This is a genomic window from Paracoccus sp. IB05 (assembly GCF_016405985.1).
In the GTDB taxonomy this organism is placed as follows: Bacteria; Pseudomonadota; Alphaproteobacteria; order Rhodobacterales; family Rhodobacteraceae; genus Pseudogemmobacter.
Genome location: NZ_JAEFCF010000023.1, coordinates 23,958 through 37,467, shown reverse-complemented (window position 1 = coordinate 37,467; position 13,510 = coordinate 23,958). Strand labels below are relative to the sequence as shown.

The window sequence follows — 13,510 nt, the reverse complement described above, 5'->3', positions numbered from 1 at the left end:
CTCCAGGACCGGCCCAGAAACAACTGACAAGGCAGCCGGATTTGTTCCGGCTGCCATTGCGCTTTTGCTGCCCGAAGACGCGATCATCGACACAGAGGCCGTGACGGCGGCGATCCTCGCCGATCTTGCCCCCGGGCTTGACGGAAAGGCCTTGCGCGCCGTTGCGGTCGCGCATCTGGCTGCGGCAAAAACCCGCGCCAATGCCGCCCTGGCCGAGGCCTTCCGCGACCATCCGGCCGAGGCAAGGCCGCTGATCTCGGCCCAGGCCTGGCTGACGGATCAGCTGGTGATCATCGCCTTCACCATCGCGCAAAAGCTGCATCCGGTGGCGATCCCGACCGATGCCGAACGGCTCGCGATCCTCGCAGTCGGCGGCTATGGACGCGCCGAGATGGCGCCGCATTCCGATATCGACCTTCTGTTCCTGACCCCGATGAAAACCACGCCATGGGCGGAATGCGTGGTTGAATCGATGCTTTACATGCTCTGGGATCTGAAGCTGAAGGTCGGCCACGCGGTCCGCACCATCCGCGATTGCCTCCGCCTTGCGCGCGAAGACATCACGATCCGCACCGCCATGCTCGAGAAACGCTTCATCACCGGCGATGAAGCCCTGGCCGGGGATCTGGCCGAAAAGCTCTGGAATGAGGTCTTCCGCAAAACCGGGCCTGAATTCATCGAGGCGAAACTCGCGGAGCGGACCGAGCGCCACCGCCGCCAGGGCGGCCAGCGCTATGTGCTGGAGCCGAATGTCAAAGAGGGCAAGGGGGGGCTGCGCGACCTCCAGACCCTCTATTGGATCGGCAAATATCTGCACCGGGTGCCGAAAGCGGCGGGGCTGGTGAATGCCGGTCTCTTCACCCGCGAGGAATATGAGACCTTCCGCGCCGCCGAGGATTTCCTCTGGGTGGTGCGCAGCCATCTGCATTACATCACCGGGCGTCCGACCGATCAGCTGACCTTCGACCTCCAGCCCGAGGTGGCGTTGCGCATGGGCTATAAGGATGCCCGTGGCCGGCGCGCGGTCGAGATCTTCATGCAGGATTACTTCCGCCATGCCACCCGGGTCGGCGAGCTGACCCGCATCTTCCTGACCGGGCTCGAGGCACGGCACGCCAAACGCGAGGCCTCGCTGATGGGGCTGTTCAAGCTGACCAAACGCGTCCGTCCGGGCTATCGCCTGGTCCAGGGCCGGATCGACGTGGTGAACCCGGCAGAGTTCCTGAAAGATAAACTGAATCTGTTGCGCGTTTTTGAGGAAGGGCTGCGGACCGGCTATCTGCTGCACCCGAATGTCATGCGTCTGGTCACCGCGAATCTCGCGCTGATCGATGACGAGATGCGCGAAGACCCCGAAGCGGCGCGGATCTTCCTTGATCTGCTGCTGAAACATGGCAACCCGGAACGCTCGCTCCGGCGGATGAACGAGCTGGGCGTGCTGGCCGCGTTCATCCCCGAATTCGAGCCCATCGTCGCGATGATGCAATTCAACGTCTACCATTCCTACACGGTGGATGAACACACGATCCAATGCATCTCGACCCTGGCGCAGATCGAACGCGAAGAGCTGATCGAAGAGCTGCCGCTGTCATCGGAAATCCTCAAGACCGGCGTGAGCCGCAAGGTGCTTTATGTCGCGCTTTTGCTGCATGATATCGGCAAGGGCCGACCCGAGGACCATTCGATCCTTGGCGCCCAGATCGCCCGGCGGGTGACGCCGCGTCTTGGGCTGAATGATGAAGAATGCGAGACAGTCGAATGGCTGGTGCGCTGGCATCTTCTGATGTCCGACATGGCGCAGAAACGCGATATCGGGGATCCGCGCACGGTCAGGGATTTTGCCAAAGCGGTAAAGACCCGCAAACGCCTTGACCTGCTGACGGTGCTGACGGTCTGCGATATCCGGGGCGTCGGGCCGAACACCTGGAACAACTGGAAAGCGATGCTGCTGCGTCAGCTCCACCAGGTCACTGCCGAGGCGCTGGAGGCGGGGCTGGAAACCGTCAACCGCGAGAACCGCGCCGATGAGGCGAAGCGGGCCCTGCGCGAGGCCCTGCCCGACTGGGACGCCAAAGACCTGCGTACCGAGACGCAACGCCATTATCCGCAATACTGGCAGGGGCTTGAAACCTCGACCCAGGCCGTTTTCGCGCGGCTGCTGCTCGGGATCGGCGATGACGAGATCCGGATCGATCTGGAGCCGGATCTCTCGCGCGATGCCACCCGCGCCTGTTTCGCGCTGGCCGATCACCCCGGTATCTTCTCGCGCCTCGCAGGCGCGCTGGCGCTGGTGGGCGCCAATGTGGTCGATGCCCGCACCTATACGTCGAAAGACGGCTATGCCACGGCAGTGTTCTGGGTTCAGGATGCCGAGGGCCACCCCTATGAGATTTCCCGCCTGCCCCGGCTGCGTGGCATGATCGAAAAGACGCTGCGTGGCCAGGTCGTGGCGCGCGAGGCCCTGAAGGACCGCGACAAGGTGAAACGGCGCGAGCGTGAATTCCGCTTTCCGACCCATATCACCATCGATAACGAAGGCTCGGATATCTACACGATCATCGAGGTCGATACCCGCGACCGCCCGGGTCTGCTTTATGACCTGACCCGGACGCTGGCGAATAACAACATCTCGATCGTTTCGGCGGTGATCGCGACTTACGGCGCCCAGGTGGTCGACACATTCTATGTGAAAGACACGTTCGGGCTGAAACTGCACGAAAAACGGCGCCAGGAAGCGCTGGAAAAAAAGCTGCGCCAGGCGATAAGCGATGGTGCAGAACGGGCGCAGGCCCAGGGCTGAACAACACAGATCGCAGGCGCGAGGAGCAGATCCCGAAATGAAACCGATCCGGCTGGTGGCGGGCTTCCTCACCGTAGGCTTCTGGACGCTGATTTCACGCGTCGCGGGCCTCGTGCGAGATATGTTCATGGCGGCCTATCTGGGGGACGGGCCGGTCAGCCAGGCGCTGGTCGCGGCGCAATCCTTGCCAAACATGTTCCGCCGGTTGTTCGCCGAGGGCGCCTTCAACATGGCCTTTGTGCCGATGTATGCCAAAAAGCTGGAGGCGGGCGAGGATGCCAATGGCTTTGCCCGCGACGCGTTCTGGACAATGGCGGCCTTTCTCGCGGTCTTTTCGGCGGTCTGTATCGTGGCGATGCCGGTGCTGGTCTGGATCCTCGCGGCCGGGTTCGAGGTGGATACCCGCTTTGATCTGGCGATCACCTATGGCCGGATTGCATTTCCCTATATTCTTTTCATCTCGCTGACCGCGCTTTTGTCTGGCGTGCTGAATTCGATGGGGCGGTTCCTCGCAACCTCGGCTGTTACCGCGCTTTTGTCGCTGACGATGATCGCGGGCATGCTGCTTGCGCGCCGGTTCGGCTGGGATATGGGCGTCACGCTGGCCTGGGCGATCTCGATCTCGGGCGTGTTGCAGCTTGTGGCCGTGTGGCTGGCGCTGAAGCGGCTCGGGTTTTCGCTGCCGTTCCAGCTCCCGAAATGGACGCCCGAGCTGAAACGCCTTGCCATCATCGCCGCCCCGGCGGCACTGGCGGGGGGCGTGGTTCAGGTCAATCTGGTCGTTGGCCGCCGGGTTGCGAGCTATACCGATGGCGCCATGACCTGGCTTTACAATGCCGACCGGCTTTACCAGCTGCCGCTGGGCGTGGTGGGGATCGCGATTGGCGTCGTCTTGCTGCCGGAACTGGCGCGGCGGCTGCGGGCCTCGGATGCCGAGGGCGCGCGGTTCAGTTTCTCGCGCGGGGCGGAATTTGCGCTTTTGCTGACCCTGCCCGCCGCTGTGGCGCTGATCGTGATCGCGCGGCCCATCATCGGCGTGATTTTCGAGCGTGGCGCCTATAGCGCCCATGCCGCCGACAATACCGCGCTGGCGCTGGCGATCTACGGCGCGGGCCTGCCGGCCTTCGTGTTGCACAAGGTCCTGCAACCGCAGTTTTACGCCCGCCATGACACGAGGCGCCCGTTCAATTATGCCGTGGTCGCGATGGTGGTGAACCTGGTTGTCGCGGTCGCGCTGATGCCGCTGATCGGCTTTCTCGCGGCGGCGATTGCGACCACGGTTTCGGCCTGGATCATGGTGGTCCAGCTCTGGCTTGGCTCGCGCAGCATGGGGATTTCGGCCACGATGGATGACCGGTTCCGCAAGCGGCTGCCCCGGATCATCCTGTCTTCGCTGCTGATGGGTGCGGTTCTGCTTGGGCTGGTCTGGGTCCTGGGTGATGCCGTGACCGAAAAAGGCACCCGGACGCCGTTGCTTCTGGTCCTGGTTCTGGCGGGGATGGCGAGCTATTTCCTTGCCGCGACGCTCACCGGCGCCATGAACCTCGCCGATCTGAAATCCTCACTCAGACGCGGCAAGCGGGCGTAAATCTCAGCGCGCCGCCATGGCGCGCTGATTGATCAGAAGCGATGAGATCACCACCACAACCCCGGCGATTTGCAGCGCCGTGGGCATGATCTGCAACAGGGCCGCATCCAGCACCAGCGCCGTTACCGGCGTCAAGAGGATCAGCGGCATGATCGCGACCGCCCCCACCGCCTCGATCCCCCGGAACCACAACAGGAACGGGATCCCGGTCAGCACGATGGCAAGGATCACAAAGGCCACGATGTTCAGCCCGGTCAGCGGCCCCTGGAAATCGCCGATCAAAAGCGCGACCAGCGTCAGCTCGATACCGCCGATCAGCAATTGCCAGGCCGTGAAAGAAGTGATGCTGATCCCCGGGCTGCCCCAGCGGCTGAGCAGCACGCCCCCGAGCGAGATCGACAGCACACAGCCCAGCATCGCCGCAACCCCGATCCCGTCAATCGCCGCACCGTCCTTCAGCACAACCATCGCCACGCCCACAAGGCCCAGCAGCACCGCGAAGAATTGCAGCCCTGTCGGCCGGCGGCGCAGGATCGCCCAGGCCATCAACAGCACGAGGACCGGGCCAAGCGCCTGAAACACCGCCGCGACCCCGCCCTGGAGCCGCATCGCCCCGATGAAAAACAGCCCGAAGAAGAACCCGACATTCAGCGTCCCGAGCACGATCATCCGGCCCCACCAGCCCGCCTTAGGCAATTCGCGGCTCAGTAGAAACAGGAAACCGGCCCCCCCCACCGCCCGCACCGCGCCGGCCATTTCCGGATGCGGCGGCAGCCAGCGCCCGGCCAGCATATAGGTGAAGCCCCAGAGAATGGTGCAGATGGCGGCTCCGGTTTTTGGTCCGATCATGGGTCTTTCCTGCAGTGCCTGGGATCGGCCCCTCTGTCATCCATCTCCGGCACAGGCGCAACCAACCGGCGCGCGCAGCCGGGACAGCCCATGCGCACCAACCGAGTTCAGCGATTACGCAGCCGCGCGCGGACCCGACCCCAGCCGCCGGGGCTGACAAGGAAGGACAGCGCGAAACCGGCGGCGAAACCGGCCACTTCGGCGATCCATTCAAAGCCGCCGCCGAACAGCACGCCGAACAAAAGCTGCACAAACAGAAGCATCCCGATCAGCGTGAAGGCGCGATAGCCATTCGAGCCGGTCCCGATCAGCTGCACCCACAAAAGGAAGGTAAAGGCCCCGATCAGCCCGTAAACCCCGGAATAGGCCCCGATCAGCGGGTAATTTTCATAGGGCACCAGCGCGATAAAGGCGAAGGCCCCGACCCAGCTTGCCCCGTAAAACACGCCCAGGACAGCCCACCAGCGGAAGACCTCGCCGACCATCTTGCCAAGCGCCAGCAACAGGACCACCGCAAACAGCGCGCTGGTCGTGGTCTGATGCACGAAGGGAAAGGCCGCAAAGCGCAGAGCCAGCTCATCCCAGACCCGGTTGGCCCAGAAATACTCAACGACATTGCGCGCCACCGCGTAATCCATCAGGGCGCTCTGGCGCCAGCCGATGCCCCCCGGCCCCCCGATCACCCCGGCCTCGGCGAGACCCAGCACGATCTCGGCCGCGATCATCGGAAGCGCCAGCACCCAGACGACCCAGGGCAGCTGGTTGATCGGGCTGGCATTCGGATCGGTATCATACATGCGGCACGCATCCCCTTCGGGCGCGATGTTGACGCCCCTCCTGCGAAGCCTTACGCCGTGCAGGTCAGTTTTTCCAGACGGAGAGCATCATGTCCTCGCAAGAGACCCCGGGTCAGGGCGGCTCCAATCCAGGTTTCACGCCGCGGATCTTTTCCGGCATCCAGCCCTCGGGCGGTATGACGCTGGGGAATTACCTCGGCGCGCTGAAGCGGTTTGCCGAAAAGCAGGATGAGGGGATCGAGACGATCTATTGCGTCGTCGATCTGCATGCGATCACCGTCTGGCAGGATCCCGAAAAGCTGCGCCACCAGACGCGCGAGATCACGGCGGCCTATCTGGCCAGCGGCATCGACCCGGCGCGCTCGATCATCTTCAACCAGAGCCAGGTGACGGGACATGCCGAGCTGGCCTGGATCTTCAACTGCGTCGCCCGCATCGGCTGGATGTACCGGATGACGCAGTTCAAGGATAAGACCGCTGGCAAGAATGCCGAAAATTCCAGCCTTGGCCTCCTGGCCTATCCGTCGCTGATGGCGGCGGATATCCTGCTCTATCACACGACCGGCGTGCCGGTGGGCGAAGATCAGAAACAGCATCTCGAACTGACCCGCGACATTGCCGCGAAGTTCAACCATGATTACGGCGTCAACTTCTTCCCGATCACCGAACCGCTGATCGAGGGCACCGCCACCCGGGTGATGTCCTTGCGCGACGGCACGAAGAAAATGTCGAAATCCGACCCGTCAGATGCCAGCCGCATCAACCTCACCGATGATGCCGACACGATCGCGAAGAAGATCCGCAAGGCGACCACCGATCCGAACCCGCTGCCCGAGACCGTTGAGGGCCTGAAGGACCGGCCCGAGGCGAAGAACCTCGTGAATATCTACGCAGCCCTGGCCGGGGTCAGCGCCGAAGCGGTGATCCAGGAATTCGCCGGGGCGCAATTTGGCACCTTCAAGCCGCGCCTCGCCGATCTTGCGGTGGCAAAGCTTTCACCGATCACCGAGGCAATGAACCGCTACATGCAGGACCCGGCCGGGATCGACCGCATCCTTGGCGAAGGCGCTGACCGCGCCGATGCCATTGCCAGCCCGATCCTTGCCAGGACGAAAGAGATTGTCGGCATGATTGGCTCTCGCGGCAGGTGACTGGCCGCAGGGCCACATTGTCACAAGCCTGAATCGAGGCGCTGGCAGGATCCGAGTCGCTTCGGGAGGTCCTGTCCCCCCTTTGCCGGTGTGGCATCCCCTGCCCCTCCGGCCCCACCCGATGACCTGGCCCCCGTGCAGTCTGCGCGGGGGTCATTTTCTGCCCGCGGGCGCCTTTGCCATTTACACCGCGCCCGCCGGTCACCATGATAAGGGCGTTGTAACAACACGCCGCGCCTCAGCGGCTATCTCCCATGAAAATGACAGGTTTTGACCGGCTGGCAGGCGAAGTCTGTGCCAAATACGGTTTTTGCGGCTCTGGCCATACCGGGGTCTTCGTGCATTTCACAGATTTCCTTCCGCAATCAGGCCCGGTCACAGCCGAAGACTTCACCGACTGGCTTCTGATCGCCGACGGTTACGATCCGGAAAGGCAGGCAGAGGTCTTTGAGCAGTTCAGAGCCATCTTTCGCCCCATCTTCACAAAGCATATGGGCGCAGACTGTGTGGATGCCAGCTTGCTTTATTATTCTCCAGCCAACAGCAACGGCTCCTTTCATCCACGCCGCTGGGCCAAAACGCAGCCCGGGCCGGAAAGCTGACCCGGATTGCAGTTTGCCCCGCCCGGATCGCAATTTCCTGTGGAAAGCCCGGTTTTCCACAGGATCCTCCACAACAAACTGCTTTACATGATTCGCGGAACGAATCAGGATAAATCAATATCTGGTGGGGGCTGTGGATAAATCCGCATAACCTTGCAGGTTCCCCAGCTTCTGGTGGTTATCCACAGGGCAGAAGCGTCATGATGAGGCCGGGCATGTCACTTTCCGAAGATTATCTGCTCTCGGATGAGATCCATCCCATCGACATCGTCGAGACGCTGGCCGCCAGCAATGCCTGGGAATTCGACCGTGTCACCGATGACCAGATCGCCATGGCGGTCGAGGGCCTGTGGCGCACCTATTCGCTGACCCTCGCCTGGTCCGATCAGGACGAGACCCTGCGCCTGATCTGCACCTTCGAGATGGAGCCCCCCGAGGGCCGCATGGCCGAGCTTTACGAGCTGATCAACCGTTGCAATGACACGGTCTGGACCGGCGGTTTCACCTGGTGGGATGATCAAAGGCTGATGGTCTGGCGCTATGGCCTCTGCCTTGCCGGCGGCCAGATGGCCGGGCCGGAACAGATCGACAAACTGATTTCCTCGGCGGTGCTGGCGGCCGAGCGCTTTTACCCCGCCTTCCAGCTGACCCTTTGGGGGGGCCGCGCGCCGGTCGATGCGATGAAAGTCGCCATTGCAGAGGCTTACGGCCGCGCCTAACCTCGCCGCCCAAACGGGCGGAAAGGCAGGACCATGTCAGCTGATATCAAAATCGAACACGGGCTTTTGCTGCTTGGCTGCGGCAAAATGGGGTCGGCGCTGCTGAAGGGCTGGCTGGATTTCGGCGTGCCGGCGGCATCCGTCTGGGTGATCGAGCCGCATCCCTCGGACTGGCTGAAAGCGACCGGGGTACATCTGAACAAAGGCGTGCCGGACCGCGCGGAAATCGCCATACTCGCTGTGAAGCCCCAGATGATGGGTGCCGCGCTGCCGGGGCTGACCGCGCTTGGGAATGGCGAAACGCTGTTCATCTCAATCGCCGCCGGGACGACGATTGCCACGCTGGAACAGATACTTGGGTCGAGGACACCGATCGTCCGCGTGATGCCGAATACCCCCGCGATGGTTGGGCGTGGCATTTCGGGCCTTGTCGGCAATGCCCATGCCTCTGCCGCGCAGATCGCGCAATCACGGCTGTTGATGCAGGCCGTGGGCGAGGTGGTCGAGCTGGAGACCGAGGCCCAGATCGATGCAGTGACCGCTGTGTCCGGCTCGGGCCCGGCCTATGTCTTCCATCTGATCGAGGCGCTGGCTGCCGCCGGTGAGGCCGAGGGCCTTTCCCCCGGGATCGCGATGAAACTGGCGCGGGCGACCGTCACCGGCTCGGGCGAGCTGGCCTATCGGTCCGTGGACAGCGCCGAACAGCTGCGGATCAATGTAACCTCGCCCGGCGGCACCACCGCCGCCGCCCTCGCGGTGCTGATGGAGCCTGAGACCGGCTTCCCGGCGCTTCTGAGGCGGGCGGTGAAAGCCGCGGCGGACCGGGGCCGGGAATTGGGCAAGTGAGCACGGAAATGACAGATCAGATCAGCTATGACGACTTCGCGAAGGTGGATATCCGGGTGGGCCGGATCATCGAGGCCGAGCCCTTCCCCGAGGCCCGCAAACCCGCTTTCAAGCTGCGGATCGATTTTGGGCCTGACATTGGCGTGAAACGCTCCTCGGCCCAGATCACCAGACATTACACGATTGAAGAGCTGATCGGTCGCCAGGTTCTGGCGGTGGTGAACTTCCCGCCGCGCCAGATCGGGCCGGTGCGCTCCGAGGTGCTGGTGCTGGGTGTGCCGGATGAGGCGGGCGAGGTTGTGCTGCTGAGCCCCGGCCATGATGTGCCGCTGGCCGGAAAAATGTTCTGACAAAGCGCTTGCCCCTCTAGTGACTAGAGGAATTAAAACCGATTCGATGATAAAAGGCCGCTGCCGGTTTCCGCCGGGCCAGTTTCCGCCGGACCAGCGGCCGGAGGATCGGTGATGCAAGAGACGAACAGACGTGAATGGCAGGTGGGGGGCATGGATTGTGCCTCCTGCACGGTGAAGGTGACGAAGGCGGTCGAAAAGCTGCCCGGCGTCGGCGATGTCCGCGTTGCGCTGATGAGCGAGCGGCTCTCGGCAACGCTGAGCGAGGGTGGTGCCAGCCCCGAAGAGGTCGAAGCGGTTGTGCGCCGGCTTGGCTATGAGATCAGCGCCGGCAGGGGTCGCCCGGCGGCGGTGCGGCGTGATCACGCGGATCATGACCACGATCACGGCGGGGCGGGAGAAGATCCCGGTCATGGCGCTCCAGATCATGGCGCCCCGGGACATGTTCATTCGCATGACAATCCGGCAGATCGCGGCAAGGCCTGGTATGCGACGACCAAAGGGCGACTGGTGATTTTCACCGGCATCCTGCTGGCGCTGGCCTGGATTTTCGAGCTGCTGACCAGTGCCGAATATGGCTATTGGGCCTTCCTCGCCGCCTGTGTGATCGGCGTCGCCCCGGTCGCGAAACGCGCTTTCGAAGCGTTGCGGATGGGTCAGCCCTTCACGATTGAAAGCCTGATGACCATTGCCGCCATCGGCGCGCTGTTCATCGGCGCGGCGGAAGAGGCGGCACTGGTTGTCTTTCTCTTCGCAGTGGGCGAGGTGCTTGAAGGCGTTGCCGCCAACAAGGCGCGTGACGGCATCCGCGCGCTGGCGAACCTCGTGCCGAAGACTGCATTGCTGGAAGAGGGCGGCACGACGCGGGAGGTCCCGGTCTCGGCGCTTGCCATCGGGCAGACGGTCCTCGTGCGCCCCGGCGACCGCATCCCGGCAGATGGCACGATCCTTGAAGGGTCCAGCGGCATTGATGAAAGCCCTGTCACCGGCGAGAGCATTCCTGTCAGCAAAGGCCCCGAAGACGCGGTTTTCGCAGGCTCGATCAATACCGAAGCCGTGCTGCGCATCTCCGTCAGCCGCGAGGCCTCGGACAATACCATCGCCCGCATCATCCGCCTCGTCGAAGAGGCGGAAGAGGCACGCGCCCCGACCGAACGCTTCATCGACCGCTTCTCGCGGCTTTACATGCCGGCCATTGTCGGAATCTCAGTGCTGGTGATCCTGATACCACCGCTTGCGGGCGGCGGTGACTGGGATACCTGGATCTATCGCGGCCTTGCGCTTTTGCTGATCGGCTGCCCCTGCGCGCTGGTGATCTCGGTGCCCGCCTCCATCGCCTCGGCACTCTCGGCCGGCGCGAAAAAGGGTCTGCTGCTGAAAGGCGGCGCGGTGATCGAAGCCGCCGCCACCACGCGCCGCATCGCCTTTGACAAGACCGGCACGCTGACGCATGGCAAGCCCGTCGTGACCGATCTGGTGGCAGCGCCGGGGGCGACCGAGGCCGAACTTCTCGCGGTTGCAGGCGCAGTCGAGACCGGGTCGTCGCACCCGCTGGCCCGGGCGGTGCTGGACCGTGTCGCAGCCGCTGGCATCACCGCCCTGCGCGCACGCGAAGCCCGGGCGATCATCGGCAAGGGCGTCGAGGCGCTGGTCGCAACGCCCGGGGGCGAGGTCAGGGCCTGGGTCTCATCCCCGCACCACGCGCATGCGACCGGCGGCATTGACGCCGCCCTGAACACCCGCGCCGGCACGCTGGAATCCGAAGGCAAGACGGTGGTTGCGGTCTATGATGAGACGAAGGCCCTCGGCCTGATCGCCATGCGCGACGAGCCCCGCAGCGACGCTGCCGATGCGATGCGGCAATTGCAGGCGATGGGGATCGGCGCGACCATCCTCACCGGCGACAATCCCCGCACCGCTGCCGCCATCGCCGGCGGCCTCGGGATGGAGTTCCGCGCCCAGATGATGCCCGAAGACAAGCTTGCGGTGATCCGCGAGATGGGGGCGGAAGGCGGCGTCATGATGATCGGCGACGGCATCAATGACGCACCGGCACTGAAACAGGCGGGCGTGGGGGTGGCAATGGGCTCGGGCACCGATGTTGCGCTGGAGACGGCGGATGCCGCGATCCTGCGCGACCGGGTCTCGGATGTGCCGGCGCTGATCCGGCTGTCGCGCGCGACCATGGCGAATATCCGGCAAAACATCACCCTGGCCCTGGGGCTGAAGGCGGTGTTCCTGGTGACCTCGGTGCTGGGGATCACCGGGCTCTGGATCGCCATTCTCGCCGATACCGGCGCGACCGTGCTGGTGACGCTGAACGCGCTGCGGCTCCTGGCCTATGATCCGGGGCGCGAGGGCTGAGATGGCAGCGCTCGCAACCCTCGCCGCCTGTCTGGCGCTGTCCTTCCCCGGGTCAGCCCGTGCACCACGGAAGGCGGGGCAACCGGCCTGGCGTTTCGCCCCTGCGGAAGGCCAGGTGAAACGCGCAACCCCTGGGGGCACAGGCTGGCCTTCGCCCTGGCGCTGACGGGCCCACCACCCCTCGCCAGGCTTGCCGCATTCCGCGCCAGCGTCTTCCTCCTGCTCATCCCCCTGGCGCGGCCCGGGTCGTCTGCAGCGCGACGCGGGGGGTCCGGGGGGTCTTACCCCCCGGCCTTGCCAGAGAAATCCCCTTCACCCGCGTGCAAGCCGCGCCAGCCAGGCCCGTCCCAGGCGCGCGGTTCCTGCGGCGAAATGCGGCGCCATGGCCTGGGGCTCCGGCGCCTCGCTATGACTGCCGATCCAGGCCAGAAGCGCCATCCGCCGCAGCATGACAAATGTGTCGATCTCGCGCTCCTCCTCCTCGGGCAAGGGCGTTATGTCGCGATACCCCTCCACCCAGGCCGCGCGCAAAGCCGGAACCTGCGGGTGATCCTCCATAAAGCTCACCGCCGCCGCAAAGTCGTAAAGATACCAGCCGAGCCCGGAATCGTCGAAATCAATCAAGACGGTACGTGACCCGTCGATCAGCAGATTGGTCAGCCGCATATCGCCATGGATCAGCCCATAGCGCGCCGGCCCCTTGCCCCAGGCCGCCAGACGCTGGCAGACCATCTGCTCTGCCTCCTCCAGCACTTCGCGGATCTCAGGCGTGACATTCGGGCCGGCACGCCAGTCGCCCCAGGTGGCGCCCTCGCCGAACACCGCCGCCTCATCCCAGACCAGCCGCTCCAGCGGTTCCGCCGATTGCCAGCCCCGCGCATGGATATGGGTCCGGGCCGCAATCGCCCCCAGGCTGCGAAACGGCGCCACCAGATCATCATCCGGCCCCGGCTGCCGGCCCGGCGCGAATTCGAACATCACCATGTAGCGCCCGCCCGACTCGCCCGGCGCAGATCCCGGCACCAGCGCCTCCTGCACCAGCGCGCCATTCACCCCGGCGATCACGGCAGGCGTATCGATCCCGGCATCGCGCGCCAGCGCCTGGCTCCAGGCCAGTTCCTGGCCGATGCCGGTCCGCGTGTGATAGCCCGGCCGATTCACCCGCAGCACCGCACGAAACGCCCCCGCCTCCACCAGCCAGGTCAGGTTTTCGGCGATGTTCAGGAGGCTCACTTCTGCGCCCGCCGGCACCGGCCAGAGCGGCAAAGCCGCTTCCACCATCTGGCGGATCACCACCAGCTCGTCTTCCAGCGCCATATCGGTCTTGGCCAAAACCCGGATCCCCCTGCGCGGTCCTGCCGTCTCATGCGGCTTTCACGGATCACAGGTTTCGCCGCAGGGGCAGCGCTCTTCAAGCGTGAATCCTGAGGACCGCGTGGTTTTT

Annotated in this window: 11 protein-coding genes; 8 read left to right on the top strand and 3 right to left on the bottom strand. The window is 64.3% G+C overall.

The genetic code is table 11. The annotated features are described in order from the left end of the window. Nucleotides 1–55: 55 nt before the first annotated feature. Both JC607_RS15400 and murJ read left to right on the top strand, forming a co-directional pair. Entirely contained in the window at nucleotides 56–2,800 is a 2,745-nt protein-coding gene (locus JC607_RS15400; protein WP_370584825.1) for a [protein-PII] uridylyltransferase, read from the top strand. Nucleotides 2,801–2,837: 37 nt separating this feature from the next. Further along, nucleotides 2,838–4,388, top strand: coding sequence for a murein biosynthesis integral membrane protein MurJ (gene murJ, locus JC607_RS15395; protein ID WP_198837792.1), 1,551 nt, complete (start codon nucleotides 2,838–2,840; stop codon nucleotides 4,386–4,388). A 3-nt stretch (nucleotides 4,389–4,391) separates the two neighbouring features. Here the strand turns inward: murJ and JC607_RS15390 are convergent, their stop codons facing one another. Beyond that, complete coding sequence (locus tag JC607_RS15390; protein WP_198837791.1) at nucleotides 4,392–5,237, bottom strand: EamA family transporter; 846 nt, start codon at nucleotides 5,235–5,237, stop codon at nucleotides 4,392–4,394. Between the two features lie 107 nt (nucleotides 5,238–5,344). Then, nucleotides 5,345–6,034, bottom strand: a complete 690-nt coding sequence (locus JC607_RS15385; protein WP_198837790.1) for a rhomboid family intramembrane serine protease — start codon at nucleotides 6,032–6,034, stop codon at nucleotides 5,345–5,347. 89 nt (nucleotides 6,035–6,123) lie between these two features. On the opposite strand from JC607_RS15385, the gene trpS reads away from it, so the two are divergent. From trpS to JC607_RS15355, 6 genes are all read left to right on the top strand, one after another. After that, nucleotides 6,124–7,185, top strand: a complete 1,062-nt coding sequence (gene trpS / locus JC607_RS15380) for a tryptophan--tRNA ligase (protein ID WP_198837789.1) — start codon at nucleotides 6,124–6,126, stop codon at nucleotides 7,183–7,185. A 254-nt stretch (nucleotides 7,186–7,439) separates the two neighbouring features. Then, a complete protein-coding gene (locus tag JC607_RS15375) occupies nucleotides 7,440–7,787 on the top strand; it encodes a hypothetical protein (protein ID WP_198837788.1) in 348 nt (115 codons plus the stop codon). A 215-nt stretch (nucleotides 7,788–8,002) separates the two neighbouring features. Next, a complete protein-coding gene (locus JC607_RS15370; protein WP_198837787.1) occupies nucleotides 8,003–8,506 on the top strand; it encodes a YbjN domain-containing protein in 504 nt (167 codons plus the stop codon). A gap of 33 nt (nucleotides 8,507–8,539) precedes the next feature. Further along, complete coding sequence (proC, locus tag JC607_RS15365; RefSeq protein WP_198837786.1) at nucleotides 8,540–9,352, top strand: pyrroline-5-carboxylate reductase; 813 nt, start codon at nucleotides 8,540–8,542, stop codon at nucleotides 9,350–9,352. A gap of 8 nt (nucleotides 9,353–9,360) precedes the next feature. Continuing rightward, on the top strand, nucleotides 9,361–9,702 hold the full coding sequence (locus tag JC607_RS15360) for a tRNA-binding protein (protein ID WP_198837785.1): 342 nt from the start codon (nucleotides 9,361–9,363) through the stop codon (nucleotides 9,700–9,702). Nucleotides 9,703–9,816: 114 nt separating this feature from the next. Beyond that, nucleotides 9,817–12,066, top strand: a complete 2,250-nt coding sequence (locus JC607_RS15355; RefSeq protein WP_198837784.1) for a heavy metal translocating P-type ATPase — start codon at nucleotides 9,817–9,819, stop codon at nucleotides 12,064–12,066. Nucleotides 12,067–12,378: 312 nt separating this feature from the next. Here JC607_RS15355 and JC607_RS15350 read toward each other — a convergent pair whose 3' ends face one another. Further along, the gene (locus tag JC607_RS15350) at nucleotides 12,379–13,398 is read right to left on the bottom strand and encodes a phosphotransferase enzyme family protein (RefSeq protein ID WP_198837783.1); all 1,020 of its coding nucleotides are present in this window, start codon (nucleotides 13,396–13,398) and stop codon (nucleotides 12,379–12,381) included. Between the last annotated feature and the right edge of the window lie 112 nt (nucleotides 13,399–13,510).

Coding starts and splice junctions, on each gene's coding strand:
- murJ (WP_198837792.1), top strand. CDS start 2,838: ATGAAACCGATCCGGCTGGTGGCGGGCTTCCTCACCGTAGGCTTCTGG.
- JC607_RS15390 (WP_198837791.1), bottom strand. CDS start 5,237: ATGATCGGACCAAAAACCGGAGCCGCCATCTGCACCATTCTCTGGGGC.
- JC607_RS15385 (WP_198837790.1), bottom strand. CDS start 6,034: ATGTATGATACCGATCCGAATGCCAGCCCGATCAACCAGCTGCCCTGG.
- trpS (WP_198837789.1), top strand. CDS start 6,124: ATGTCCTCGCAAGAGACCCCGGGTCAGGGCGGCTCCAATCCAGGTTTC.
- JC607_RS15375 (WP_198837788.1), top strand. CDS start 7,440: ATGAAAATGACAGGTTTTGACCGGCTGGCAGGCGAAGTCTGTGCCAAA.
- JC607_RS15370 (WP_198837787.1), top strand. CDS start 8,003: ATGTCACTTTCCGAAGATTATCTGCTCTCGGATGAGATCCATCCCATC.
- proC (WP_198837786.1), top strand. CDS start 8,540: ATGTCAGCTGATATCAAAATCGAACACGGGCTTTTGCTGCTTGGCTGC.
- JC607_RS15360 (WP_198837785.1), top strand. CDS start 9,361: ATGACAGATCAGATCAGCTATGACGACTTCGCGAAGGTGGATATCCGG.
- JC607_RS15355 (WP_198837784.1), top strand. CDS start 9,817: ATGCAAGAGACGAACAGACGTGAATGGCAGGTGGGGGGCATGGATTGT.